This is a genomic window from Pseudoduganella sp. GW821-FHT05F09 (assembly GCF_059419605.1).
On the sequence record NZ_JBWKSD010000003.1, the window covers coordinates 1 to 24,350 of the forward strand.

Annotated in this window: 21 protein-coding genes; 12 read left to right on the forward strand and 9 right to left on the reverse strand. The window is 64.8% G+C overall.

Translation table 11 applies throughout. The features are described from left to right. Positions 1–161 precede the first annotated feature (161 nt). A complete protein-coding gene (locus AC07S4_RS09780) occupies positions 162–707 on the reverse strand; it encodes an acyloxyacyl hydrolase (RefSeq protein ID WP_494986459.1) in 546 nt (181 codons plus the stop codon). A 100-nt stretch (positions 708–807) separates the two neighbouring features. On the opposite strand from AC07S4_RS09780, the gene AC07S4_RS09785 reads away from it, so the two are divergent. Beyond that, positions 808–1,737 carry an NAD(P)-dependent oxidoreductase gene (locus AC07S4_RS09785; RefSeq protein WP_494986460.1) on the forward strand — a complete coding sequence of 310 codons (930 nt, stop codon included), beginning with the start codon at positions 808–810 and terminating at the stop codon, positions 1,735–1,737. A 12-nt stretch (positions 1,738–1,749) separates the two neighbouring features. Here the strand turns inward: AC07S4_RS09785 and AC07S4_RS09790 are convergent, their stop codons facing one another. Beyond that, entirely contained in the window at positions 1,750–2,946 is a 1,197-nt protein-coding gene (locus AC07S4_RS09790; RefSeq protein ID WP_494986461.1) for a M20 aminoacylase family protein, read from the reverse strand. Positions 2,947–3,108: 162 nt separating this feature from the next. Here AC07S4_RS09790 and AC07S4_RS09795 point away from each other — a divergent pair, with 162 nt between their 5' ends. The 4 genes from AC07S4_RS09795 to AC07S4_RS09810 all read left to right on the forward strand — a co-directional run bounded on the left by AC07S4_RS09795 (position 3,109) and on the right by AC07S4_RS09810 (position 9,954). Beyond that, positions 3,109–5,199 carry a molybdopterin-containing oxidoreductase family protein gene (locus AC07S4_RS09795; protein ID WP_494986462.1) on the forward strand — a complete coding sequence of 697 codons (2,091 nt, stop codon included), beginning with the start codon at positions 3,109–3,111 and terminating at the stop codon, positions 5,197–5,199. 33 nt (positions 5,200–5,232) lie between these two features. Next, on the forward strand, positions 5,233–6,336 hold the full coding sequence (locus AC07S4_RS09800; protein WP_494986463.1) for an aminopeptidase: 1,104 nt from the start codon (positions 5,233–5,235) through the stop codon (positions 6,334–6,336). A gap of 176 nt (positions 6,337–6,512) precedes the next feature. Then, positions 6,513–8,207 (forward strand): long-chain fatty acid--CoA ligase, encoded by a 1,695-nt coding sequence (locus AC07S4_RS09805; protein ID WP_494986464.1) that lies wholly within the window; start codon positions 6,513–6,515, stop codon positions 8,205–8,207. 76 nt (positions 8,208–8,283) lie between these two features. Beyond that, positions 8,284–9,954, forward strand: coding sequence for a long-chain fatty acid--CoA ligase (locus AC07S4_RS09810; RefSeq protein WP_494986465.1), 1,671 nt, complete (start codon positions 8,284–8,286; stop codon positions 9,952–9,954). 51 nt (positions 9,955–10,005) lie between these two features. On the opposite strand, the gene AC07S4_RS09815 is transcribed toward AC07S4_RS09810, so the two are convergent. Both AC07S4_RS09815 and AC07S4_RS09820 read right to left on the reverse strand, forming a co-directional pair. Beyond that, the gene (locus AC07S4_RS09815) at positions 10,006–11,595 is read right to left on the reverse strand and encodes an alkaline phosphatase D family protein (RefSeq protein ID WP_494986466.1); all 1,590 of its coding nucleotides are present in this window, start codon (positions 11,593–11,595) and stop codon (positions 10,006–10,008) included. A 5-nt stretch (positions 11,596–11,600) separates the two neighbouring features. Then, entirely contained in the window at positions 11,601–12,068 is a 468-nt protein-coding gene (locus AC07S4_RS09820) for an acyl-CoA thioesterase (protein WP_494986467.1), read from the reverse strand. Between the two features lie 63 nt (positions 12,069–12,131). Here AC07S4_RS09820 and AC07S4_RS09825 point away from each other — a divergent pair, with 63 nt between their 5' ends. Further along, complete coding sequence (locus AC07S4_RS09825) at positions 12,132–13,979, forward strand: ABCB family ABC transporter ATP-binding protein/permease (RefSeq protein ID WP_494986468.1); 1,848 nt, start codon at positions 12,132–12,134, stop codon at positions 13,977–13,979. A gap of 18 nt (positions 13,980–13,997) precedes the next feature. On the opposite strand, the gene AC07S4_RS09830 is transcribed toward AC07S4_RS09825, so the two are convergent. The 3 genes from AC07S4_RS09830 to AC07S4_RS09840 all read right to left on the reverse strand — a co-directional run bounded on the left by AC07S4_RS09830 (position 13,998) and on the right by AC07S4_RS09840 (position 17,806). Further along, entirely contained in the window at positions 13,998–15,152 is a 1,155-nt protein-coding gene (locus AC07S4_RS09830) for an OmpA family protein (protein WP_494986469.1), read from the reverse strand. A gap of 32 nt (positions 15,153–15,184) precedes the next feature. After that, positions 15,185–16,366 carry an ice-binding family protein gene (locus AC07S4_RS09835; protein ID WP_494986470.1) on the reverse strand — a complete coding sequence of 394 codons (1,182 nt, stop codon included), beginning with the start codon at positions 16,364–16,366 and terminating at the stop codon, positions 15,185–15,187. A gap of 180 nt (positions 16,367–16,546) precedes the next feature. After that, a complete protein-coding gene (locus AC07S4_RS09840) occupies positions 16,547–17,806 on the reverse strand; it encodes a dicarboxylate/amino acid:cation symporter (protein ID WP_494986471.1) in 1,260 nt (419 codons plus the stop codon). Between the two features lie 195 nt (positions 17,807–18,001). On the opposite strand from AC07S4_RS09840, the gene AC07S4_RS09845 reads away from it, so the two are divergent. Genes AC07S4_RS09845 through AC07S4_RS09865 form a run of 5 tightly spaced genes read left to right on the forward strand, consistent with a single transcriptional unit; the run spans position 18,002 to position 22,660 of the window. Then, the gene (locus tag AC07S4_RS09845; protein WP_494986472.1) at positions 18,002–18,727 is read left to right on the forward strand and encodes an amino acid ABC transporter ATP-binding protein; all 726 of its coding nucleotides are present in this window, start codon (positions 18,002–18,004) and stop codon (positions 18,725–18,727) included. Between the two features lie 39 nt (positions 18,728–18,766). Next, positions 18,767–19,726, forward strand: coding sequence for an amino acid ABC transporter substrate-binding protein (locus AC07S4_RS09850; protein WP_494986473.1), 960 nt, complete (start codon positions 18,767–18,769; stop codon positions 19,724–19,726). Between the two features lie 9 nt (positions 19,727–19,735). Beyond that, complete coding sequence (locus AC07S4_RS09855) at positions 19,736–20,488, forward strand: amino acid ABC transporter permease (RefSeq protein WP_494986474.1); 753 nt, start codon at positions 19,736–19,738, stop codon at positions 20,486–20,488. Position 20,489: 1 nt separating this feature from the next. Further along, a complete protein-coding gene (locus tag AC07S4_RS09860) occupies positions 20,490–21,182 on the forward strand; it encodes an amino acid ABC transporter permease (protein WP_494986475.1) in 693 nt (230 codons plus the stop codon). Positions 21,183–21,214: 32 nt separating this feature from the next. Beyond that, positions 21,215–22,660 carry an amidohydrolase family protein gene (locus AC07S4_RS09865; protein ID WP_494986476.1) on the forward strand — a complete coding sequence of 482 codons (1,446 nt, stop codon included), beginning with the start codon at positions 21,215–21,217 and terminating at the stop codon, positions 22,658–22,660. Here the strand turns inward: AC07S4_RS09865 and AC07S4_RS09870 are convergent, their stop codons facing one another. Continuing rightward, on the reverse strand, positions 22,661–22,924 hold the full coding sequence (locus AC07S4_RS09870) for a Txe/YoeB family addiction module toxin (protein WP_494986477.1): 264 nt from the start codon (positions 22,922–22,924) through the stop codon (positions 22,661–22,663). It lies immediately after the preceding gene. Further along, a complete protein-coding gene (locus AC07S4_RS09875; RefSeq protein ID WP_494986478.1) occupies positions 22,921–23,163 on the reverse strand; it encodes a type II toxin-antitoxin system Phd/YefM family antitoxin in 243 nt (80 codons plus the stop codon). The genes AC07S4_RS09870 and AC07S4_RS09875 overlap by 4 nt, the downstream gene beginning before the upstream one ends. 126 nt (positions 23,164–23,289) lie before the next feature. Here AC07S4_RS09875 and pyrC point away from each other — a divergent pair, with 126 nt between their 5' ends. Continuing rightward, positions 23,290–24,339, forward strand: a complete 1,050-nt coding sequence (gene pyrC / locus AC07S4_RS09880; protein ID WP_494986479.1) for a dihydroorotase — start codon at positions 23,290–23,292, stop codon at positions 24,337–24,339. Positions 24,340–24,350 lie beyond the last annotated feature (11 nt).

Sequence of the window (24,350 nt, forward strand, 5' to 3'; positions counted from 1 at the left end):
AGGACCGTGAAACGATTTTGCGCCGATGATAGTGCTGCAACCAGTGTGAAAGTAGGTTATCGTCAGGCTAGTTATATTAAAAAGCCCACCAAGTGATCTTGGTGGGCTTTTTTGCGTCTGCAGAGGCCAAAAAGAACTCCGCCGTAGCGGAGTTCTACGGCTTAGTAGCGGTAGGCCAGCTTCACCACGGCGTAATCGACGCCGCTGTTCGGCTTCTTGATGCCGCCGTTCGAGAAGTGCTGGATCTTGGCGGCCACTTCCCAGTTATTGTTGAACACATAGCCCACGCCGATGTGGTCGCCGAACTGGAAGGCCGTGGCCAGCTTGTCGTCGTTGTTGTTGTACAGCTTGGACAACACATGCACGCCGATGCCGCCTTCGACATAGAAGCCCTTCTTGTTGTCGGCGCCGTAGCGGAACACCGGCGTCAGGCCGATATCGACCAGGTTCTGGGTTGCGCCCGGAACATTATTGGCCTTGGTGCCGTGCCAGGCGCCGAAGCTGGCGTCCCAGTAGCCGCTCAGGCTGCTGCCGTTGGATTGGAACCACTGCTTGTTCCAGTCCGAAGTGGCGCCGATACGCGCCATCTGGATTTTGGAGGCGCTGGCGTATTCGACGTAGGATGTGTCGACCAGTTTGTCGCCGGCAAACGCTGCTTGCGTCGCCAGAAGTGCGGCGGTGGCCGCGAGGAGTTTTTTGATTTGCATGGCTACTTTCAGAGTCAATGCTATATGTCGAGTTATATAGCAGTCCTTCATTTTACCGAGATTCACAAAATCGTTCTGGAGGCGCTAATATTGTTAGTACATGCTCAATATTGTTCACTCAGGAGTCAGTACATTGTCAACCCAAATTTCATTTCTTGGTATCGGCTTGATGGGAGAGCCCATGGTGCGCTGCCTGCTGCGCGCCGGCTTCGCCGTCACGGTCTGGAACCGCACGGCCAGCAAGGCTGAGCCGCTGGCTGAATTCGGCGCCATGCCGGTGGCCGATCTGGACGATGCCGTCAGCTCGGCGGACATCGTGATTTCCATGCTGGAGGCCGGGCCGGTGGTGGGCCTGGTGATCGATGCCGCGCTGCCGGCGCTGCGGGCGGGGACACTGTGGATAGACATGAGTTCCACGCGCCAGTCCGAGGCGCAGGCCTTTCATGCGAGGCTGACGGCGGGCGGCTGCCGCTTCGTGGACGCGCCGGTGTCGGGCGGGGTGGGCGGTGCGCAGGCGGGTACGCTGGCCATTATGGCGGGCGGCGATGCGGAGGATTATGCGCGCGCCGAGCCGGTGCTGGCCGCCATGGGGCGCGCCACGCTGGTGGGGCCGGCGGGCAGCGGGCAGGTGGCGAAACTGTGCAACCAGCTGATCGTGGGCGGTACGCTGAATATCATAGCGGAGGCGCTGCTGCTGGCGCAGGCTGCGGGCGCGGACCCGGCTGCCGTGCGGACCGCGATACGGGGCGGTTTTGCCGAGAGCAAGATACTGGAAGTACATGGCCAGCGCATGCTGGAGCGTAATTTCATGCCGGGCGGGCAGGTGCGCACCCAGCTCAAGGACCAGAACAACATCCTGGCGGCGGCGGCTGCTGCGGGCGTGCAGTTGCCGGTGACGGAACTGGTGACGCGGCGGTATGAGGCGATTGCCGAGGTGTTCCCGCAGGCGGATCATTCGGCGGCGCTGCTGGGGCTGGAGCAGCTCAATACCGGACACCGCGTGGGGACGGGGGCGGATCAGCTGCCGTGATCCGCCTGTTTCTCAGCGCGCCAGCGGCAGCGCTGTTTCCGCCAGCCGCACCCAGAAGCTGGCGCCTATGGGCAGCAGGTTGTCGTTGAAGTCGTAGCTGCCGTTGTGCAGCACGCAGGGACCCAGGCCGTGGCCGCCGTCGCGGTGGTCGCCGTCGCCGTTGCCCAGGAAGATGTAGCAGCCCGGCTTTTCCTGCAGGAAGAAGGCGAAGTCCTCCGCGCCCATGGTCGGCTCGACCTGGCTGTCCACCTTGTCCGCGCCGGCCACGGCCTTCATCACCTCCACCGCGAACTGCGTTTCCTTCGCGTGGTTCACCAGCGGCGGGTAGTTGCGCTTGAAGGCGAAATCCACCTCGGCGTCAAAGCCCGCCGCGATGTTCTCGGCCAGCACGCGCATGCGCTGCTCCACCAGGTCCAGCACGCCGGTGGTGAAGGTGCGCACCGTGCCCACCATCTTGGCGTCGTCGGGGATGACATTGGTGGCGCTGCCCGCATGGATCTGCGTAATGGACAGCACAGCCGTGTCGAGCGGGCTCTTGTTGCGCGTGACGATGGTCTGCCAGGCCTGGGCAATCTGCACCGCCACCATGATGGGGTCGATGCCCTTGTGCGGCTGCGCCGCGTGCGCGCCCTTGCCGCGTATCGTCAGGTGGAATTCATTGCTGGACGCCATCATCGGGCCTTCGCACACGCCGAAAGCGCCGGCCGGCATGCCGGGCCAGTTGTGCATGCCGTACACCGCCTCCATGGGGAAGCGCTCGAACAGGCCGTCCTCTATCATGCGGCGCGCGCCGGCGCCGCCTTCTTCGGCCGGCTGGAAGATCAGGTACACGGTGCCGTCGAAGTCGCGCTGCTGCGCCAGGTGGTGCGCTGCGCCCAGCAGCATGGCGGTGTGGCCGTCGTGGCCGCAGGCGTGCATCTTGCCAGGGTGCTGGGAGGCATGCGCGAAGGTGTTGATTTCCTGCATGGGCAGGGCGTCCATGTCGGCCCGCAGGCCGATGGCGCGCTCCGAGCTGCCGTTCTTGATGATGCCGACCACGCCGGTCAGGCCCAGTCCGCGCACCACGGGGATGCCCCATTCGGCCAGCTTGGCTGCGACCACGTCGGAAGTGCGTACTTCCTCATAGCAAAGTTCCGGGTGCGCGTGCAGATCGCGCCGGATCTGCTGCAGTTCGGATTGGAACGCAATAATCGGTTCTACAAGTTTCATTCTGGGCTCTCCAGTATTGTGCTCTTGCTGCACGTCTTGATAAGACGTTATGCCACATAGCGGTATAGCCATTGTAGCCTTAGCCGCTGCCGGATGGGGGCGCCCGGAATCGTTTACGATAGCGCTTTCGAATTTGTTTTTCCGGACCCGCCAGCCTACGCCATGACTACCACCACCAGCCACGTCCGTGCCGCCTGCCCGCACGATTGCCCCGACACCTGCGCCCTCATCGTCACCGTGGAGGACGGCGTCGCCACCGAAGTGAAGGGCGACCCGGACCACCCGCCCACCGGCGGCGTGCTGTGCACGAAAGTGGCGCGCTACGCCGAGCGCACCTACCACGCGGACCGCCTGCTGCATCCGCTGCGCCGCGTGGGCAAGAAGGGCGAGGGCAAGTTCGAGCGCATCAGCTGGGACGAGGCGCTGGACGCCATCGCCGCCCGGCTCAAGCCCATCGTTGCCCGCGCGCCGGAAGCGCTGCTGCCGTACAGCTACGCCGGCACCATGGGGCTGCTGCAGGGCGAGGCCATGTCCGGCCGTTTCTTCCACAAGCTGGGCGCCTCGCTGCTGGACCGCACCATCTGCGCCACGGCCGGCGCCACCGGCTACAAATACACGGTGGGCGGCTCCATCGGCACCGACCTGGAACACGTCCAGGACGCCAAGCTGATCATTATCTGGGGCGGCAATCCCATCGCCTCCAACCTGCATTTCTGGACCCGTGCGCAAACGGCCAAGCGCAACGGCGCCAGGCTGATCGCCATCGACCCCTACCGCTCGCTGACGGCCGAGAAGTGCCACCAGCACATCGCCCTGCTGCCGGGCACCGACGCGGCGCTGGCGCTGGGCATGATGCATGTGCTGATCGCCGAGGACCTGCTGGACCATGACTACATTGCGCAATACACGCTGGGCTTCGAGCAGCTGAAGGCGCGCGCGGCGGAATGGACGCCGGAGCGCACCGCAGAAACCTGCGGCATCACGGCGCAGGAAGTGGTGGAGCTGGCGCGCCTGTACGGCGGCATGGCGAAAAACGGCGAGCCGGTCGCCATCCGCACCAATTACGGCGTGCAGCGCGTGCGCGGCGGCGGCATGGCGGTGCGCAATATCGCCTGCCTGCCGGCGCTGGTGGGCGCCTGGCGCCATGCGGCCGGCGGCGTGCAGCTGTCGTCCAGCGGCTCCTTCCCGTCCAACAAGGCGCTGCTGCAGGGCACGGACATGCTGCGCCGGCACGCCCGCATGCCGCGCACCATCAATATGTCCACCATAGGCGACGACTTGCTGCGCCCCGCGTCGCCGGAGTTCGGCCCGCAGATCGAGGCTGTCATCGTGTACAACTCCAACCCGGTGGCGGTGGCGCCCGACTCGCCGAAAGTGGCGGCCGGCTTTGCGCGCGAAGACCTGTTCACCGTGGTGCTGGAGCACTTCCAGACCGACACCGCCGACTACGCCGACATCGTGCTGCCCGCCACCACGCAGCTGGAGCACGTGGACGTGCACACCTCCTACGGCCATTTGTACATGATGGCCAACAACGCCGCCGTCGCCCCCATGGGCGAGGCCAAGCCGAACACGGAGATCTTCCGCCTGCTGGCCGCGCGCATGGGGCTGGACGATGCCTGCTTCCGCGAGAGCGACGAGGAACTGGCGGCGCAGAGCTTCGACGCGAAGGACAGCCGCGCCATCCACTTCGACTGGGACTCGCTCAAGCGCAAGGGCTGGCAGCGCCTGAACATGCCGTCCGCGCCGTTCGCGCAGGGCGGCTTCCCCACGCCGTCCGGCAAATGCGAGTTCTATTCCGCGCAGATGCTGGCCGACGGCCTGGACCCGCTGCCGGCCTATATCGCACCCTACGAGTCGCGCGCCAGCAATCCGGAGCTTGCCGCGCGCTACCCGCTGGCGATGATTTCTCCGCCGCAGCGCAACTTCCTGAACTCCACCTTTGTCAATGTGACCAGCTTGCGCGCCACCGAGGGCGAGCCGCACTTGGACATGCACCCGGACGACGCGGCCGCGCGCGGCGTGGCGCACGGCGAAATGGTGCGCATATACAACGATCGTGGCTCATTCGTATGTAAATTACGGGTCACCGACAAGGCCCGCGCAGGCCTCGTGGTGGGCCTGTCCGTATGGTGGAAGAAGCTCGCCGGCGACGGCAAGAACGCCAACGAAGTGACCAGCCAGCGCCTGACCGATATGGGCCGCGCGCCGACTTTTTACGATACACTGGTCCAAGTGGAGAAAGCCGCTTGAGAGTGAACAATGCGCAAATTTGCCCGACAGCTAATGCGCGCCAGATTCTGGCTGGCGGCGGGGGCGTGCGCATTGATGCTGGCCGGCTGCGCCCAGTTTAAGTACTACTTCCAGGCGGCCCAGGGCCAGTACGCGCTCTGGTCCGAAGCGCGGCCGATCGAAGACTGGCTGGGCGACCCCACCACCGACCCCAAACTCAAGGCGCGCCTGGAAAAGGCGCTGCTGATACGCCGCTTCGCCGTCAAGGAGCTAGGCCTGCCGGACAACGCCAGCTACCGCAACTACGCCGCCCTGAACCGCCCCTACGTGCTGTGGAACGTGGTGGCCACGCCCTCGCTGTCGCTGCGCCCCATCCAGTGGTGCTTCCCGGTGGCGGGCTGCGTCAGCTACCGCGGCTACTACAGCAAGGAGGACGCGGAAGCCTATGCCGACGAGCTGCGCAAGGAAGGCAACGACGTGCAGCTGGGCGGCGTGCCGGCCTATTCCACGCTAGGCTGGTTCAGCGACCCGCTGCTGTCTTCCTTCATCAACTATTCGGACGCCGAACTGGCGCGCATGGTGTTCCACGAGCTGGCGCACCAGGTGGCCTATGTGCAGGGCGATTCGCGCTTCAACGAGGCCTTCGCCACGGCGGTGGAGGAGGCCGGCGTGCAGCGCTGGCTGGACATGTACGGCAACCCGGCCATGCGCGAGGCCTATGACCGCTACAGCGCGCGCCGGCGCGACTTCCTGGACCTGCTGGTGCGGCACCGTGCGCTGCTGGCGTCGAACTATGCGCGCAAGGTCAGCGACAAGAAGAAGCACGAGGAGAAGCTGCGCATCTTTGCCGCGCTGAAAGAGGAATACCGGCTGATGAAGATCAACAGCTGGGGCGGCTACACGGGCTATGATCGCTTCTTCGCCGAGCCGCTCAACAATGCCCATCTTGCATCTGTTGCAACCTATAATGATTTTTTACCGGGCTTCCGCGCCTTGCTGGTGCAGGAAAAAACCTTCCCGCGCTTTTATGCTGCGGTGCAAGGCATGTCCACCCTGAGCCTGTCCGAGCGGCAGGCTCGCCTGCTGCATCTGGGGCAGCCGCCGCCACCCCAGCCCGATACGGTCGCTACGCAATCGATAGCTTCGCCGGAACGGTGAAATTTGCTGCGCCGCAGCAGATTTGGCCGTTGCGGCCATTGATAGAGCAGGGGTTCGAAATCTGCAAAAGCGCTTGCATACTGGCGTTGCGCCCGATAGCATCTTACTCAGTTTGTGTACGAGCGTACTATTTTTGTTTGCCACCCAAAAAAACATATTAAGAGACGAGGCACAGGATGGAGAAAATTTGGCTGCAGTCGTACCCCCCCGGCGTGCCGGCGGAGATTGATCCGAACCAATACCGCTCGCTGGTGCATTTGCTGGAGGAGTCTTTCCAGAAGTATGCGGACCGCAACGCTTACGTGTGCATGGATAAATTCCTCACGTATGCCGAGCTGGATAGCTACTCGAAGCGCCTGGCGGCCTGGCTGCAAAGCCGCAGCCTGAAAAAGGGCGCGCGCGTGGCGGTGATGATGCCCAATGTGCTGCAGTACCCGATCGCCATCGCGGCCATCCTGCGCGCCGGCTACACCGTGGTCAACGTCAATCCGCTGTACACGCCGCGCGAGCTGGAGCACCAGCTGAACGACTCCGGCGCCGAAGCCATCCTCATCCTCGAAAACTTCGCCACCACCCTGGAGCAGGTGCTGCCGCGCACCAAGGTCAAGCATATCGTGGTGGCCAGCATGGGCGAAATGCTGGGCGGCCTGAAGGGCGTGATCGTCAACTTCGTGGTGCGCAACGTGAAGAAAATGGTGCCGGCCTTCTCGCTGCCGAACGCGGTGCGCTTCAAGGACGCGCTGTCGCAGGGGGCGGGCATGAAGTTCGTGCCGGTGGACCTGCAGGCCTCCGACGTGGCCTTCCTGCAGTACACGGGCGGCACCACGGGCGTATCCAAGGGCGCCACGCTGACCCACCGCAATATCGTGGCCAATCTGCTGCAGAACGAAGCCTGGGCCCAGCCGCGCCTGAAGACGCTGCCGGCCAGCGAGCCGCTCACCATCGTCTGCGCGCTGCCGCTGTACCACATCTTCGCGCTGACGGCGTGCGCCATGTGGGGCATGCGCATGGGCGCGATGAACATCCTGATACCGAACCCGCGCGACATCGGCGGCTTCATCAAGGAGCTGGGCAAGTACAAGTTCAACATGCTGCCGGCCGTGAACACGCTGTACAACGCGCTGGTGAACCATCCCGACTTCGCCAAGCTGGACTTCTCGGGCGTGGTGATCTGCAACGGCGGCGGCATGGCGGTGCAGCAGGCCGTCAACGACAAGTGGCTGAAGGTGACCGGCGTGCCCATCATCGAAGGCTACGGCCTGTCCGAGACCTCGCCCACGGCCACCTGCAACCGCGCCGACGGCACCGAGTTCACCGCCACCATCGGCCTGCCGGTGCCGTCGACCGACATCGCCATCCTGGACGATGACGGCAAGGAAGTGGCCCTGGGCCAGCCGGGCGAGATCGCCATCCGCGGCCCGCAGGTGATGGTGGGCTACTGGAACCGCCCGGACGAAACCGCCAAGGTCATGACGCCGGACGGCTACTTCAAGTCCGGCGACGTGGGCGTGATGGACGCGCGCGGCTACGTGAAGATTGTGGACCGCAAGAAGGACATGGTGCTGGTGTCCGGCTTTAACGTCTACCCGAACGAAGTGGAAGGCGTGATCGCCGCCCACCCCGGCGTGCTGGAATGCGCTTGCATCGGCGTGCCGGACGAGCATTCGGGCGAGGCGGTGAAGGTGTTCGTGGTGCGCAAGGATCCGAACCTGAGCGTGGACACGCTGATGGCCTACTGCAAAGAGAACCTGACCGGTTACAAGAAGCCGAAATACATCGAGTTCCGCGACGAGCTGCCGAAGACCAACGTCGGCAAAATCCTGCGCCGCGTGCTGCGCGACGAAGTCGTGGGCCAGAAGAAGGCTGCATAACACCGCTGGCCCGCAGGCACAACCGCCTGCTGGCCAGGCGGTTTTTTTATCGAATAATGATTGAACGAGGCTACAGATGGACAAGATTTGGTTGAATTCCTACCCCGAAGGCGTACCTGCGGAAATCGATAACACGCAATACAGCTCGGTGACGCATTTGCTGGAGGAGTCTTTCCGTCAGTACGCCGACCGCAACGCCTACGTGTGCATGGACAAGTTCCTGACCTACCGCGAAGTGGACCAGATGTCGCGCCAGCTGGGCGCCTGGCTGCAAAGCAAGGGCCTGCAAAAAGGCGCGCGCGTGGCCATCATGCTGCCCAATGTGCTGCAATATCCGGTGGCCATGGCCGGCATCCTGCGCGCCGGCTACACGGTGGTCAACGTCAACCCGCTGTACACGCCGCGCGAACTGCAGCACCAGCTGAATGACTCCGGCGCCGAAGCCATCATCGTGCTGGAGAACTTCGCCACCACGGTGGAGCAGGTGCTGGCGAACACCAAGGTCAAGCACGTGATCGTGGGCAGCATGGGCGACCTGCTGGGGGGCCTGAAAGGCGCCATCGTCAACTTCGTGGTGCGCAAGGTGAAGAAGATGGTGCCGGCTTACTCGCTGCCGAGCGCGGTCAGCTTCAAGAAAGTGCTGGCCGAAGGCTCGCGCATGACGCTGCAGCCGGTGCAGCTGGGCCATGAAGACATCGCCTTCCTGCAGTACACCGGCGGCACCACCGGCGTTTCCAAGGGCGCCGTGCTGCTGCACCGTAACGTGATCTCCAACGTGCTGCAGAACGAAGCCTGGCTGGGCCTGGACACCAGCGGCAAGCAGGTGGTGTTCGTGTGCGCGCTGCCGCTGTACCACATCTACTCGCTCACCATCAGCGCCTTCATGGGCATGCGTTTTGGCGGCCTGAACATCCTGGTGCCGAACCCGCGCGACATACCCGGCTTCGTCAAGGAGCTGGCCAAGTACCCGGTGGTGGTGTTCCCGGCCGTGAACACGCTGTACAACGCGCTGCTCAACAACCCCGACTTCGCCAAGCTGGACTTCTCCAGCTACAAGGTGTGCAACGGCGGCGGCATGGCCGTGCAGCAGGCCGTGGCGGACCGCTGGCTCAAGCTCACCGGCACGCCGATCATCGAAGGCTACGGCCTGTCCGAGACCTCGCCGGTGGCCACCGCCAACCGGGTCGACATCAAGGAATTCACCGGCACCATAGGCCTGCCGATTCCGTCGACCGAAATCAAGATCCTGGACGACGACGGCGTGGAAGTGGCGCTGGGCCAGCCGGGCGAAATCGCCATCCGCGGCCCGCAGGTGATGGCGGGCTACTGGCAGCGTCCGGAAGAAACCGCCAAGACCATGACGCCGGACGGCTTCTTCAAGACCGGCGACGTCGGCATCATGGACGAGCGCGGCTACACCCGCATCGTGGACCGCAAGAAGGACATGATCCTGGTGTCCGGCTTCAACGTCTATCCGAACGAGGTGGAAGGCGTGGTGGCGGCGCATCCGGGCGTGCTGGAAGTGGCGTGCATCGGCGTGCCGGACAAAAATTCCGGCGAAGCGGTCAAGCTGTTCGTGGTGCGCAAAGACCCCAACCTGACCGCCGAAGACATCCAGGAATTCTGCAAGCACGAGCTGACCGCCTACAAGAAACCGAAATACATCGAGTTCCGCGACGAGCTGCCGAAGACCAACGTCGGCAAAATCCTCCGCCGCCAGCTGCGAGACGAGAAGCAAGCCGCCTAAAATAGTTGCATCACCCCAAAAAGGGGTCAGGGTTAATTAAAAGTGCAACTTTTAATTAACCCTGACCCCTTTTTCCTTTGCGGAAACGGTGAAGGAGGCGAGGGGGGCGATGGGGCTGGCGGGGTTGCGGACGTCGGCCAGGCCCTGGAACAGCACGCTGCTGCGCTCGGGGCGGATGTCGAACAGCATGTAGCCGCGCTTGTCGCTGCGGCCGTACTTGAGCTGCGGATTCATGTCCACGTATTGCTGGGTGCGCGCCTGCGGCCGCGAGCTGGAGGTGATGGAGGTGCCGCAGAACTCGCTGGCCAGCACCGGGTTGCCGGGGCCGGCCGGGCGGCGCGCGTCGCGCGTGAGCTCGGCGGCGTAGAAGGTGTGCACGTCGCCGGACAGCACCAGCGGGTTGGCCGCGCCGCTCGCTTCGAGCGCGTCGTACAGGCGCTGCCGCGCGGCTGGGTAGCCGTCCCAGCCGTCGGTCCAGTAGCGGCCGTCGCCGTCTTTTTCCAGCGCCACCTGGCTGCTGCCCGCCATCAGCGTCTGCTGCGCCAGGATGTTCCAGCGCGCCCTGGATTCCTTCAGTCCTTGTTCCAGCCAGCGCTGCTGGCCTGCGCCCAGCATCTCGCGCGCCGGATCGCGCAGTTCGGCGCACTCGCGCCAGTAGACGGAACTGGAGCCGCCGCGCCCCACGGTGCAGGCTTGCGGCGCGCGGTACTGGCGGTTGTCGAGCACGTGGAAACGCGCCAGCCGGCCCCAGTCGTAGCGCTGGTGCATGCGCAGCGAGCCGTAGCCGCCGTTTTGCAGATCCAGCCGGATGGGCTGGTGCTCGTAGTAGGCCTGGTAGGCGGCGGCGCGGCGCGCGCCGAAGGCGGGGGACAGGCGTTCGTCGCGCTCGCCCGCGTAGTCGTTGGCCACTTCGTGGTCGTCCCAGGTGAGTATCCACGGCGCGGCGTGGTGGGCCGCCTGCAGGTCGGGATCGCTCTTGTATTGGGCGTAGCGCGCGCGGTACTGCTCCAGCGTGTGGCTTTCGTCCACCCGCTTTGCGCTCGGGGGATGCTGGCGCTGGTAGGGACCCCATTCGTAGATGTAATCGCCGAGGAAGGCCACCAGCTCGGGCGCGGCGGCGGCGATGTGGCGGTGCGCCGCGTAGCTGCCGAATTCCCAGTGCTGGCACGAGGCCACGGCCAGCTTGAGCGCGGCGGGCATGCTGTCCGGCGCGGGCGCGGTGCGGGTGCGGCCCACGGGGCTGACGGCGTCGCCCAGCATGAAGCGGTACCAGTACCAGCGGTCCGGTTCCAGGCCCGCAGCGTCCACGTGCACGCTGTGCGCCAGTTCGGGCGCGGCCAGCGCCGTGCCCTTGGCGGCGATGCTGCGGAAGGCTTCGTCGCGCGCCACTTCCCAGCGCACGCTGAAGGCCAGCGGCGGCATGGCGGCGGCGTTGAACGGGTCGTACAGGATGCGGGTCCACAGCACCACGGCGGTGGGCAGCGGCGAGCCGGAGGCCACGCCGAGCGAGAAGGGATAGCCGGTCTGCTGCGGGCCGCGTTCTGGCGCGCTGCGGGCCAGCGTGGCGCCGGCCGCCGTCATGGCCGCCAGCGCCGACAGCCGGGCACCGCCCAGCAGGAGGATGCGGCGCCCCGGCTGCATGCGGCTTAGAGCAGGGATTCCAGCGGCGGCACCTGGCGCGGCTTGCGGTCCGGGCCGGTGGCGACGTAGGTCAGCGTCGCTTCGGTCACCTTGACGGTGCAGGCCTGCAGGCGGTTGCGCTCGGCGTACACTTCCACGTTGACGGTGATGGAGGTGTTGCCGACCTTGATGATATCGGCGTAGAAGGACAGCAGATCGCCGACGAAGACCGGATTTTTGAATACGAAGGAGTTCACCGCCACGGTGGCCACGCGGCCGTTGGCGCGCCGGGTGGCCGGCAGCGAGCCGGCAATGTCGACCTGGGCCATGATCCAGCCGCCGAACACGTCGCCGTAGACGTTGGCGTCGGATGGGGCGGGCATCACGCGCAGTTCGGGCATTTTCCCCGGCGGCAGGCCGCGCCGCTCGGGGGCTTGCGCAGTCTGCTGCGGCTCCGAGGCGGAGGGGACTGTGGTGTTTTCAGGCGTGGTCATCGTGAAGTCTCGCTAAGGGCTACAATTGGGATTGATTGTAAACCACGGAAGCCACGTTCCACCATGCGCCGCTCAGCTACCTCTCCTCCTCCGCCAGACGCCGCCGGCAAGCCGCCGCGCAGCGATATGGCCACCCTGAAAACCCTGATCCCCTACCTGTGGGTGTACAAATGGCGCGTGCTGCTGGCGCTGCTTTGCCTGATCGGCGCCAAGCTGGCCAACGTGGGCGTGCCGGTGGTGCTGAAAAAGCTGGTGGACGACATGACCATCACGCCGTCCCACCCGCAGGCGCTGCTGGTGCTGCCGCTGGGCGCGCTGGTGGCTTACGGCCTGCTGCGCCTGTCTACCACCGTGTTCACCGAGCTGCGCGAATTCCTGTTCGCGCGCGTTACGCAGCGCGCCGTGCGCACTATTGCGCTCAAGGTGTTCCGCCATTTGCATTCGCTCTCGCTGCGCTTCCATCTGAACCGCCAGACCGGCGGCATGACGCGCGACATCGAGCGCGGCACGCGCGGCGTCGGTTCGCTGATTTCGTACACGCTGTTCAACATCCTGCCCACGCTGGTGGAGATCACGCTGGTGCTGGGCTACCTGGTCACGCATTACGACATCTGGTTCAGCGCCATCACCTTTGTGGCGCTGATTTCCTACATCACGTTCACCATCACGGTCACCGACTGGCGCACGCATTTCCGCCGCACCATGAACGACCTCGATTCCAAGGCCAACACCAAGGCCATCGATTCGCTCATCAACTATGAAACCGTGAAGTACTTCGGCAACGAGGACTATGAGGCCAAGCGCTACGACGAAGGCCTGCAGCGCTACGAGTCGGCGGCGGTGAAGTCGCAGACCTCGCTGTCCCTGCTGAACACGGGCCAGTCGCTGATTATCGCCACCGCCGTCACGCTGATTTTGTGGCGCGCCACGCAGGGCGTTATCGACGGCAAGATGACCCTGGGCGACCTGGTGCTGGTGAACGCCTTCATGATCCAGCTGTATATCCCGCTTAACTTCCTGGGTGTGATCTACCGCGAAATCAAGCAAAGCCTGGCGGACATGGAACGCCTGTTCTCGCTGCTGGACCAGAACCGCGAAGTGGCGGACGCGCCGGACGCGAAAGCGCTGCACACGCAGGGCGCGCAGGTGCGCTTCTCGCATGTGGACTTCAGCTACGAGGCCAAGCGCCAGATCCTGTTCGACGTCGACTTCACCATCGCGGCCGGCACCACTACGGCGGTGGTGGGACACAGCGGCTCGGGCAAGTCAACCTTGTCGCGCCTGCTGTACCGCTTCTATGAGGTGAACCAGGGCGGCATCACGATCGACGGCCAGGATTTGCGCGCGCTGACGCAGGATTCGCTGCGCCACGCCATCGGCATCGTGCCGCAGGATACGGTGCTGTTCAACGACACCATCGAGTACAACATCGCCTACGGCAAGCCCGGTTCCAGCAAGGAGGACATCGTGGCGGCGGCCAAGGCGGCGTCCATCCACGACTTTATTTCCAGCCTGCCGGACGGCTACGCCACCATGGTCGGCGAACGCGGCCTGAAGCTGTCGGGCGGCGAAAAGCAGCGTGTGGCGATTGCCCGCACGCTGCTGAAAAATCCCGCCATTCTGATTTTCGACGAAGCCACGTCCGCGCTGGACTCGAAGGCCGAGCAGGCCATCCAGGCGCAGCTCAAGGAAATCGCGAAGAACCGCACCACCATGGTCATCGCGCACCGCTTGTCGACGGTGGTCGATGCGGAACAGATTATCGTGCTCGATCATGGCCGCGTGGTGGAACGCGGCACGCACCAGTCGCTGCTGGCCGCCGACGGGCTGTACGCCCAGATGTGGCAGCGGCAGCAGGCGCGCGTGGAAGAGGAACAGGCTACGCCGGCCGGCGAGGAGCTGGTCGGCTAAGCCTTTCGTGCCTGGTGCTTAGCGGGTGGTGGTGCGCGTGCCCACCACTTCCACCGTCACGCGGCGGTTCATGCTGCGGCCTTGCGCCGTCTTGTTGTCCGCCACGGGCTGGGCTTCGCCTTTGCCCTCGGTGTAGATGCGCGCTGCGTCCACACCCTTGCCCATGATGTAAGCCTTCACCGCGTCGGCGCGGCGCAGCGACAGCTTCTGGTTGTATGCGTCCGTGCCCACCGCATCGGCGTGGCCGACCGTGATCATCACTTCCGTGTTCATCCCCTGCAGCTTGGCCAGCAAGGCGTCGAGCGCCGCCATGCCTTCCGGTTTCACGCGCGCGCTGTCGAAGTCGAATAGCGTTTCGGCGGCGAAGGTCACCTTCTCGGAAACCGGCACGGGAGCCGGCGGCGGCGGTGCTGGCGGTGGCGGTGGTGGTGCCGCGATCACCTCCGGCGCCGGGGCGGGCGTCTGCACCGGCGCGTAGACCACAGGCTTGGCTGCCGGACGCCCCAGCTTGTAGACCAGGCCCAGCGAATACAGGTCCACGTCGCCGCGGTTGCCCACCGCGTCGTTGACGCGGTAGCGTTCCACTTCGCCGCGCAGGGCCAGCGCTTCGCTGAATTTGTATTCCAGACCCAGGCCGGCCTTGGCATTGAGCTTGCTCTGGCTCGGATTCGGATTGGTGACCGCGAACAGGCGGTTGCCGTTGAAGTGGGTGCTGGCCTTGGCGTAGTTCATGCCGGCGCGGCCGAGCAGCGAGAAGCGCTCGGACAGCGGCAGTTGGCCAACCAGGTCCAGGCTGCCGCCCCGGAAACCGGCTTCGCCATTGAGCACGCCGTTCGGCGTGGTGGTGGCGTGGAAGCCGGACTTGCCGAGGTCGAACCAGGTGGCTTCGACGGCGAAGTAGCGGTTCAGCTGCTTGCCCAGGGTGAGCTTGTAGCCCAGGTCGCGCTGGTCGGTGGTGAAGGCGGTCACTTGCGCGCCGTTGGCCGTCAGGCTGTTCACCAGCCGGTTCTTGTCTATGGTGGTTCGCGACTGGCCGATGCCGGCGCCGAGGTACCAGGCGCTGTTGGCCCAGTCGGGATTGACGAAAGGTTCTTCTGCCGCCATGGCGCTCTGGCCGATCAACAGGGCGCCGCCGGCGGCGCCCAGGGCTGCAAGGTATTTTGCTATGTTCATGACGTGCTTTCGGGGAGTATGGATGCGGGCCATTATTTGGCGATCTGGTTGTTGCGCAGCGTGACGGCGGCGGCGGTGAGCACGCGGCCGTTCAGCAGCGTGGTGTTGTCGCCGAGCGTAATGGCGGCTGCCTGGCCGAGGATAGAACCCTTGAAGACGCTGTTGGCGCCCAGCGTGGTCGGGCCCACAGGCACCCAGTTCACGTTGGCCGCCGTTGCGCCGCCGGTCAGCGCCACGATGGAATTGGCAGTGCTGTTCAGCGTGGACGCGGTGCGGAAGATGTACAGGCCGGGGCCGTTCATCGTGAAGGTGCCGGTGATGCTGATGGCGCCTGCGTAGCAGTACACGCCGGGCGTCAGTACCAGGCCGCCGAGATCGACGCCGGCGGCGGAATTGACGGTGCAGGTGCGGCTGTTTGCATCGGTGACCGCGACTTGCAGGTCGGCCAGGGCGCCGGCCAGGATGGCGCCGGATTTATAGTTGGTGAAGCCGGCCACCTGCACTGGATCGGTGGTCTGCGACGGCGCACCGACATCGCCGGTGACGAGGGTGGTGCCGCCGGAATTGTTGGTGATCGAGGTACCGGCCAGGACGCCGAAGCTGGCGGCTGTGCCGAGGTTGACGCTGGTCCCTGGCGGAACCACTACGGGCGGCGTCACGACCGGAGGCACAACTACCGGTGGAACCACTACCGGCGGAACCACCACGGGAGGCGTTACCACGGGCGGAACGACCACCGGCGGTACTACAACGGGCGGCACTACCACGGGTGGCACTACCACGGGCGGCACTACTACGGGTGGAATCACTACTGGCGGCACGACGGGCGGCGCCGTCACGGTCAGCACGGCGTTGCCGGCTTTTGCTCCGAAGGTGGCGGTCACACTGGCGCTGCCGGCCGCCACGGCGGTGGCGAGGCCGCCGGTGGCGCCGACGGTGGCCACTGCGGGCGCCGCCGAGGTCCAGGCGGCAGTGGCCGTTACGTCCTGCGAGGAGCCGTCGGCGTAGGTGGCGGTGGCGGTCAACTGCTGTTTGGCGCCGACCAGCAGCGCTGCGGCGGCCGGCGTCACGGAGACGTTGGCCAGTGCGGCGGCGGGCAGGCCGAGAATGGGATCGCGGCCCTGGCTTCCACCGCCGCAAGCGGCGAGGAGGGTGGTGGCGATGAGGCCTGCCGTGCAAAGCAGGCGGCTGGTGGCGCGGTGTAGAGTGATCATGGGACTTTCCTGGGTGATGCAGCCGAATTCGGCCGAGTGCGCCCACTATCCCGTCTGGCCCTCCATTGCTGTGTACGCTACCGAACACCCGAGGCTTGAAACTGAAAATATAAGGTTCAGTAACAACAATAAATAAAAAAGGCTGCCCGAAGGCAGCCTTTTGTGCATCCGCGCCGGCGATTACGGCAGCGGCGAATCCGACAGGTCCTTGTCCAGCGGGGCAACCAGCTCGCCCTCCCACTTGGCCACCACGGCGGCGGCTACGCCGTTGCCGATCACGTTGGTGGCGGAGCGGGCCATGTCCAGGAAGTGGTCGATGCCCAGCAGCAGCAGCAGGCCTGCTTCCGGAATGTTGAACTGGCCCAGCGTGGCGGCAATCACCACCAGAGACGCGCGCGGCACGCCGGCGATGCCCTTGGAGGTCAGCATCAGCACGGCCATCATGGCCAGCTGGGTGCCGAGCGGCATTTCAATGCCGTAGGCCTGCGCGATGAACACGGTGGCGAAGGTGCAGTACATCATCGAGCCATCCAGGTTGAAGGAATAGCCGATCGGCAGCACGAAGGAGGCGATGCGGTTGCGCACGCCGAAACGCTCCAGGCCTTCCAGCGTTTTCGGATAGGCCGCCTCGCTCGATGCGGTGGAGAAGGCCAGCAGCGCCGGGCCTTTCAGTTCGCCCATCAGGGCAAAGATGCGGCGGCCCAGGAAGACAAAGCCGGCCAGGATCAGCAGGCCCCACAGCACGCCTATGCTCAGGTAGAACTCGGCCATGAACACGCCGTATGTGCCCAGCACGCCCACACCGCTTTTGGCGATGGTGCCTGCCACGGCCGCGAACACGGCCACCGGCGCAAAGCTCATCACGTAGCCGGTTACTTTCAGCATGATGTGGGCAATGCCGTCCACCGCGTCGATCAGCGGTTCGGCCTTCACGCCCACCGCTGCGGCGGCGGTGCCGAAGAACAGCGAGAAGATCACGATCTGCAGGATTTCATTCTTGGCCATGCCGTCCACGATGGAGGCCGGCACCAGGTGGGTGATGAATTCTTTCAGCGACAGGCCGGAAGCGGCGATGCCGGACGGTGTGGTCACCGCAGGCAGGTGGCCCACCAGCGCGTCGCCCGGACGGAACAGGTTGACCATGATGAGGCCGAGCAGCAGCGACATGACGGAGGCGATGAAGAACCAGCCCAGGGTCTTGAGGCCGATGCGGCCCACTTCCTTGGCGTCGCCCATGCGCGCAATACCGACCACCAGCGTGGCAAATACCAGCGGAGCGATAATCATCTTGATCAAACGCAGGAAGATGGTAGTCAGATAGGACATATACTCGGCAAAGGCGCCTGGATTGGCCAGGCTGACATTGGCGAAATACCCCACGACGATGCCCAGCACCAGGCTAACCATGATGTAGGTTGTCAAATTATTGCGTGTTTTCATAGGCGGGGTTTCCTGTGGTAGTGTCTCTAAACTGCGCGCCATTGGGTAAATGGCCGGTAGAATGTTGTTGGTCTGATTAATAACTGTGCAAGTGTCGCAGTATCCTTGCGCGCCAGATGCGTGTCAAGGCAACTGTGTCACGTGGAGTACATCGCGCGCAATACTGCCTGCGGGGGCGAATTTTAAACGCAAAAAATGATAGCCATAAAAAATCTCAACAAATGGTATGGCCAGTTCCAGGTGCTCACCGACTGCAGCACCGACGTGGCCAAGGGCGACGTCATGGTGATTTGCGGCCCGTCCGGCTCGGGAAAGTCCACCTTGATCAAGACCGTCAACGGCCTGGAGCCGTTCCAGCAGGGCGAAATCATCGTCGACGGCACCTCGGTCGGCGCCAAGGGCACGGACCTGCCGGCGCTGCGCGCGCGCATCGGCATGGTGTTCCAGAATTTCGAGCTGTTCCCGCACCTGTCGGTGCGCGAGAACCTCACGCTGGGGCAGATCAAGGTGCTGGGCCGCAGCAAGGACGAGGCCAATGAGCGCGGCCTGAAATACCTGGACCGCGTGGGCCTGCTGGCGCAGCAGGACAAATTCCCCAGCCAGCTGTCCGGCGGCCAGCAGCAGCGCGTGGCGATTGCGCGCGCGCTGTCCATGGACCCGATCGCCATGCTGTTCGACGAGCCGACGTCGGCGCTGGACCCGGAAATGATCAACGAGGTGCTGGACGTGATGGTGGGCCTGGCGCAGGAAGGCATGACCATGATGGTGGTCACGCACGAAATGGGCTTTGCGAAGAAGGTGGCCAACCGCGTGGTGTTCATGGACCAGGGTCGCATCCTGGAGGACTGTTCGAAAGACGACTTCTTCGGCGCACCGCGTTCCGAGCGGGCGAAGGACTTTTTGGCGCGCATCATCCACTAGTAGGCGCGCTTCACGTTGTTGACTCTCACCGGAGGCATCATGACGTTGAAATCACTGCTGGCTGCCCTGCTGTGCGCAGCCGTTTCCGTTTCCGCCACGGCCCAGGAACTCACCGGCACCCTGGCCAAGATCAAGCGCACCGGCGCCATCACGCTGGGCGTGCGCGACGCGTCGGTGCCGTTCTCCTACCTGGACGACAAGCAGCAATACCTGGGCTACTCGGTCGACCTGTGCATGAAAATCGTCACCGCCGCGCAGAAGCAGCTGGGCATGACGGCGGTGAAGGTGACCATGAATCCGGTCACGCCCGCCAACCGCATTCCGCTCATGGCCAACGGCACCATCGACCTTGAATGCGGCTCCGCCACCAACAACGCCGAGCGCCAGAAGCAGGTGGCGTTCGCGCCCACCATGTTCGTGGTGGCCAACAAGCTGCTGGTCAAGAAGGGCTCCGGCATCCGCAGCCTGGCCGACATGAAGGGCAAGACCCTGGTGGCCACCGCCGGCACCACCACGCTCAAGCAGATGACCATCCTGAACAACGAGATGAACCTGGGCATGACCATCATGATAGGCAAGGACCATCCGGAGTCCTTCCTGATGCTGGAGACCGGCCGCGCCGCCGCGCAGGCCAACGACGACATCCTGCTGGCCGCGCAGGTGGCCGCGTCCAAGAGCCCCGGCGACTACGAGATCACCAAGGAGGCGCTGTCGGTCGAGCCCTACGGCATCATGCTGCGCCGCGACGACCCCGCCTTCAAGCAGTTGGTGGACGCCACGCTCACGCGCTTCTACCAGAGCGAGGATTTCAAGAAGGTGTACGACAAGTGGTTCATGTCGCCCATTCCGCCCAAAGGCATCAACCTGAATTTCCCCGTATCGCTGCAGTTGCAGGCCGTGCTGGCCAAGCCCACGGATTCGCCCGATCCCGCCGCCTATGTGGCCAATGCGGCAGCGGTGCCGGCCGCGCAGCAAGCCGCAGCCAAAAAGAAGAAGTAAGCCGCCGGCATGAACTACCACTGGAACTGGCGCATCTTCTGGGAGGACTCGCCGGACGGCGTCCACACCTACTGGGAAACGCTGGTGGACGGCTTGCAGTGGACGCTGGCCGCGTCGCTGTGCGGCTGGATCATGGCGCTGGCGCTGGGCGTATTGATCGGCACCGCGCGCACCTTGCCGCCCACGCGCAGCGGCGCGCTGCTGCGCCGTCTCGGCTCCGCCTACATAGAGCTGTTCCGCAACGTGCCGCTGCTGGTGCAGATGTTCCTGTGGTATTTCGTCATGCCCGAGCTGGTGCCGGCCGATACCGGCGCATGGCTCAAGGCGCTGCCGAACGCGCCCTTCGTCACGGCCGTCATTTCGCTCGGCTTCTACACTTCGGCGCGGGTGGCGGTGCAGGTCACGGCCGGCATCGAAGCCTTGTCCGGCGGGCAGGGCACGGCGGCGCTGGCGCTGGGCCTGTCGCGCTGGCAGGCTTACCGCTACGTGCTGCTGCCGCTGGCCTTCCGCATCATCCTGCCGCCGCTCACCAGCGAGTTCCTCAACATCATCAAGAACAGCTCCATCGCGCTCACGATCGGCCTGATTGAGCTTACCGCCAGCGCGCGCGCCATCCAGGAATTCTCCTTCCAGGTGTTCGAGGCGTTTTCCGCCGCCACGCTGATCTACGTCACCGTGAACATCATCGTGGTGGGGCTGATGCACCTGGTCGAACGCAAGCTGGCGCTGCCCGGCACCTTGCAGTCCGGCGGGGGGCGCTGACATGTTCGTCGGCTTCGACTTCGACGTCATCGGCCGCTCCTGGGCCTACCTGTTCCAGGTCGGCATGCTGTTCACGCTGGAGCTCACCGTCTTCGCCATGCTGGGCGGCGTGGTGCTGGGCACCTTGCTGGCGCTGGGGCGCTTGTCCTCCATCCGCGCCCTGTCCCTGCTGGCCGCGGGCTATGTGAACCTGATGCGCGCGGTGCCGCTGGTGCTGGTGATCTTCTGGTTCTATTTCCTGGTGCCCTATATCGGCGCCTGGATTATCGGCTCGCCCGAGCCGGTGAAGGTGGGCGCCTTCTGGTCCGCGCTGATCACCTTCATCCTGTTCCAGGCGGCCTACTACTGCGAGATCATGCGCGGTGGCATACAGTCGGTGGCGCGCGGGCAGATGCTGGCGGCGCAGGCGCTGGGCATGGGCTACTGGCAGGTGATGGGCCACGTGATACTGCCGCAGGCCTTCCGCAATATGCTGCCGGTGCTGCTCACCCAAACCATCGTGCTGTTCCAGGACGTGTCGCTGGTCTACGTGCTGTCGGTGGCGGACTTCGTCGGCGCGGCCAGCAAGGTGGCGCAGCGCGACGGGCGGCTGGTGGAGATGTATTTGTTCGTGGCGGTGGTGTACTTCGTGGCCTGCAGCTCCCTGTCCTGGCTGGTGCGCCGCTTGCAGCGCAAGGTGGCCATCATCCGGTAATATGCGCGCACTTGAATTTTTAGGGAGCCGCCATGCCATCGATGAAAACCCTTTCCGCCGCGCTGCTCGCGCTTGGCCTGCTCGCCAGCGCGCACGCCGCCGACAAGATCGCCGCCGACCTGGTGCTGACCCAGGCCACGCTGATCGACGTTGCCGCCGGCAAGGCCGTCAAAGGCAAGTCGGTGGTGCTCAAGGGCGACACCATCCTGGCCGTGGTGGACGACAAGGCGCTGAAAAACTACGCGCCGAAAAAGACCATCAGCCTGCCCGGAAAGTATTTGATGCCGGGCCTGTGGGACACCCATATGCACTTTGGCGGCGGCCCTGAGCTGATCGAAGAAAACCGGCAGCTCATGCCGCTGTACCTGGCGCACGGCATCACCGCCGTGCGCGACTGCGCGGGCGACCTGGCCGATACGGTGCTGGACTGGCGCGCGCAGGTCGCCTCCGGCAAGATGAGCGGCCCCACCATCTTCACGTCCGGCCAGAAGCTGGAAGGCTACAAGCCGCTGTGGAAGGGCACCATCGAAGTCGGCACGCCGGCCGAGGTGAGCGCGGCGCTGGACAAGCTGCAGGGCCAGAAAGTGGACTTCGTGAAGATCACGGAAAACACGCTTGCGCCGGCCATGTACCTGGAAACGCTGAAGCAGGCCAAGGAACGCGGCATGCGCACCTCCGGCCACATCCCGGTGCAGCTCACGCTGGGGACCATGTTCGACGCCGGCCTGGGCACGGTGGAGCACCAGTCCTATCTGCTGCGCGCCGCCACCCCGCGCGAAGCCGAGCTGACCGCGCAGGTTGCGGACGGCAAGCTGACGGGCCGCGAAGCCGTGAAACTGAGCCTGGAAAGCTATGACGAAGCCACCGCGCGCGCCGCCTTCAAGCGCATGGCCGCCGCAGGCACCGCCGTGGTGCCCACGCTGTACGGCTCCTACGTCACCGCCTATCTGGACAAGAACGACCACAGCAAGGACGCCTACCTGCAATACATCGGCAAAGGCCTGCGCGCCACCTACGACTGGCGCGTGCAGCGCGCCGCCAAGGACGGTCCGGAAGCCATCGCCCTGCGCCACGCCATCTTCGAGAAATCCGCCTCGCTGCTGCCGATACTGGCGCAGGAAGGCGTCAGCATCGTCGCCGGCACGGACGCGGGCTTCTTGAACTCCTTCGACTACCCCGGCCAGGCGCTGCACGACGAGATCGGCCTGTACGTGCAATACGGCCTCACGCCGGCGCAAGCGCTGCAAAGCGCGGTCATCGCCGGCCCGCGCTTCCTGGGCAAGCTGGACCGCTACGGCAGCGTCGCCGAAGGCAAAGCCGCCGACCTGCTGGTGCTGGACGCCGACCCGCTGCAGGACATCGCCGCCACCCGCCAGATCCGCATGGTAGTCAGCCGAGGCGCCCCCTACGACCGCGCCGTGCTCGACAAGATGTTGGCAGATGTGAAAGCCTGGGTGGCTGCGAACGAGGCGAAGTGATTACTCGTAATGCGACCACATTCGCAGGACGCGGACCGTCTTTTGGTCCGCGACGATTTCGTAGACAAGCCGGTGATGGATATTGATGCGCCGGGAGTAGGCGCCCGCAAGATCGCCGACCAGCTTTTCGTAGCGCGGTGGCGTGGCAAGAGGATCCGACGCCAGGATGTTGAGCAGGGCCTGCGCTTTTTCTTTCAAGCCTGCGGCGGCGAGCTTCTGCGCATCTTTCTGCGCCTGCTTGGTGTAGACCAGGCGCCAGCTCACCAGCTCAATTCCTCGCTGCTGTTTTCCAGCGGCTCAGCCATTCCGGCGCGAATGGACTGGCGCATGCCCGGAATGGAAAGCAGGAATAGCGTCTCCTGGACTGCGGCCCAGTCTTCGGCCGAAACGAGCACTGCGTTGCCATTCGGCCCGGTGATGGTTACTGGAGTGTGGCTGCTTGCCGTTTCGTCAATCAGGCGGTCAAGGCGGGTGCTGGCGTCTTGGGCGGAAATCGTATCCATGATTAGTCTCCACGTGGGATTTCACGGTACGCCACCGGCGATGGCTTGTCAAACGGCCTGCGCAACTATGCGCTATGCCGGGCGCAGAGGGTAAAATGGCGGCATTCCTCACTGAGAGCAGCCGCCATGTCCAACATCGCAACCCCAGACAGCATCACCATCATCCGCCCAGACGACTGGCATTTGCACTTGCGCGACGGCGCCACCATGGCCAGCGTGCTGCCGCACAGCGCGCGCCAGTTCGGCCGCGCCATCGTCATGCCGAACCTGAAGCCGCCGGTCACCACCGTGGCCGCCGCCGAAGCCTACCGCAGCCGCATCCTGGCCGCGCTGCCGGCTGGCGTTCAGTTCGAGCCGCTGATGACGCTGTACCTCACCAATAACACCGAGCCGGACGAAATCCGCCGCGCCGTCGACAGCGGCTTCGTGCACGCCGTGAAGCTGTACCCGGCCGGCGCCACCACCAACTCCGACGCCGGCGTGACCGACCTGAAAAACTGCTACAAGACGCTGGAAGTGATGCAGGAACTGGATCTGCCTTTCCTGGTGCACGGCGAAGTGACCGACCCGGAGGTGGACGTGTTCGACCGCGAAGCCGTCTTCATCGAGCGCGTAATGCGCCCGCTGCGCAAGGACTTCCCCGAGCTGAAAGTGGTGTTCGAGCACATCACCACGCGCCAGGCCGCTGAATACGTGGCCGAAGCCGAAGGCCCGATCGCCGCCACCATCACCGCGCACCACCTGCTGTACAACCGCAACGAGATCTTCAAGGGCGGCATCCGCCCGCACTACTACTGCCTGCCTATCCTGAAGCGCGAAGAGCACCGCCTGGCGCTGATGACCGCCGCCACCAGCGGCGACGAGCGCTTCTTCCTGGGCACCGACTCCGCGCCGCACCCGCAGGGCCTCAAGGAGCACGCCTGCGGCTGCGCCGGCTGCTACACCGCGCTGCACGCCATGGAACTGTACGCCGAAGCCTTCGCACGCGCCGGCGCACTGGACAAGCTGGAAGCTTTCGCCAGCCTGAACGGCCCGGCCTTCTACAACCTGGAGCCGAACGCCGGCACCATCACCCTGCGCCGCGAACAATGGACGCTGCCTGCCACGCTGCCGCTGGGCGACCTGGAAGTGGTGCCGCTGAACGCGGGCGAAACCATCAACTGGAAGATGGCCTAAGGCCTGTAGCC